The 1,663-nt window shown below is 63.5% G+C and carries 2 protein-coding genes and 1 pseudogene; 1 reads left to right on the top strand and 2 read right to left on the bottom strand.

Features of this window, described 5'->3' with window-relative positions; all coding sequences use genetic code 11:
• Both ACRESD_RS00070 and ACRESD_RS00065 read right to left on the bottom strand, forming a co-directional pair.
• Positions 1-327: pseudogene (locus ACRESD_RS00070) on the bottom strand (sensor histidine kinase); the annotation flags it as partial.
• Positions 305-997: a response regulator transcription factor gene (locus ACRESD_RS00065; RefSeq protein WP_431749068.1), complete on the bottom strand. Its 693-nt coding sequence runs from the start codon at positions 995-997 to the stop codon at positions 305-307. The gene ACRESD_RS00065 and the pseudogene ACRESD_RS00070, both read right to left, overlap by 23 nt.
• Positions 998-1,113: 116 nt before the next feature.
• Here ACRESD_RS00065 and ACRESD_RS00060 point away from each other — a divergent pair.
• Positions 1,114-1,663 (top strand): response regulator transcription factor (locus ACRESD_RS00060; RefSeq protein WP_431749067.1); only part of this gene is annotated, 550 nt, incomplete at its 3' end.

Raw genomic sequence — 1,663 nt, 5'->3', positions numbered from 1 at the left:
GTCCAAGGCTGTGTACACCGGCAACTCACGAATCGCACCGGCAATGTATTGCCCCTGGGCATCGAACAGGCTGTGGGGCAGGCGGGCTTCGGTGTCTTGGGCGACGTGTTTGCGGATTTCATGCAGGCGCAGTTCGGGGTCTTGGGCGCTGCGGTTTTCCACCTGGCGATACAACGCGGTATCCGCTTCGGTCTTGAGATAGAACGCGGTCTGCCAATAGATGTAGCCGAACAGCGCCAGGAACGAGCAACCGAACAGGCCCAGGAACAGCAACCCGGTACGGAAGCTGATGGTGCGCGGGATTTCACTCAGGCGTGCGAAGGACATAGCCGGCTCCCCGCACGGTGTGGATCATCTGGCCTTCGCCGTCGCCATCGATTTTGCGGCGCAGGCGGCCGATGTGCACTTCGATGACGTTGGTGCGCTCGTCGTAGCTGTAGTTCCATACCGCCTCGAACAGCATGGTACGGGTGATGACTTGGCCTGCGTTGCGCATCAGGTGTTCAAGCAGGGCGTATTCGCGGGGCACCAGGTCGATGGCGCGGTCACCACGGCGCACGGTGCGACGCAGCAGGTCGACCTCCAGGTTGGCCACGCGCAGATGGGTTTCCTGGGCCGGGGTCGACGGTTCGGCGCGGCGGCGGTTGAGTGCGTCCAGGCGCGCGGTCAACTCGATGAACTCGAAAGGTTTGGTCAGGTAGTCATCGCCACCGGCCCGTAGCCCACGCACGCGCTCATCCAGGGCGCTCAAGGCGCTGAGGATCAGCACCGGCGTGGTGGTGCCCGCCGCGCGTAATGCGGTGAGCACGCCCAGGCCATCGACGCCGCCAGGCAACATGCGGTCGAGCACGATCAGGTCGAAGGGCTCGCTCAAGGCTTTGAGCAGGCCGTCGCGGCCGTTCAGCACAGTGGTGACGGTGAAGCCGTAGTCGCTGAGGGCCAGTTCGATTTCGCGGGCGGTGGTTAAGTCGTCTTCAACGACCAGAACATGAGTCATGGCAAGAGAACCGGTCACGTCTTCAGGGCAGAGGTGGCATAGTGTGGCAAAGCCTGGGGCGGCGCCACGTTCCCGCCAGATAAATTAAAGTTTAGATTCGAGCCGGAGACGCAACCGTGCGCATTCTTGTGGTTGAAGACGATGAACAGACCGCCACCTACCTGCTGCGGGGGCTGAGCGAAAGCGGGCACGTGGTGGATGTGGCTACGGACGGCACCAGCGGCCTGGGCCTGGCGTTGGAAGGCATCCACGATGTGCTGATCGTGGACCGCCGCCTGCCGGGCCTGGATGGTATTGCCTTGGTCAAGGCGCTGCGCGCGCGCCAGTCGCGAGTGCCGGTGTTGATGCTCAGCGCCCAGTCATCGACCCAGGACAAGGTCGAGGGCCTGCAGGCCGGTTGCGACGATTACCTGGCCAAGCCCTATGCATTTGCCGAAGTGCTGGCGCGGCTCGACGCACTGCTGCGTGGCCACGAGCAATCGGGGCGCACCCTGAACGTGGGCGAGCTGCAACTTGATTGTGCCACCCGCACGGCCGTGCGCCAGGGCCGCAGCATTGCCTTGCAGCACCGTGAAGCTCTGTTGCTGGAAAAACTCATGCGCCACAGCTGCCAGGTGGTGACCCGCGACATGCTGCTCGACAGCGCCTGGGACTATGATTTCGACC

The sequence above is a fragment of the Pseudomonas sp. genome, assembly GCF_050739995.1.
Taxonomy (GTDB): Bacteria; Pseudomonadota; Gammaproteobacteria; order Pseudomonadales; family Pseudomonadaceae; genus Aquipseudomonas.
The sequence above is the reverse complement of the archived record's forward strand: the minus strand, read 5'-3'. Positions and strand labels throughout refer to the sequence as shown.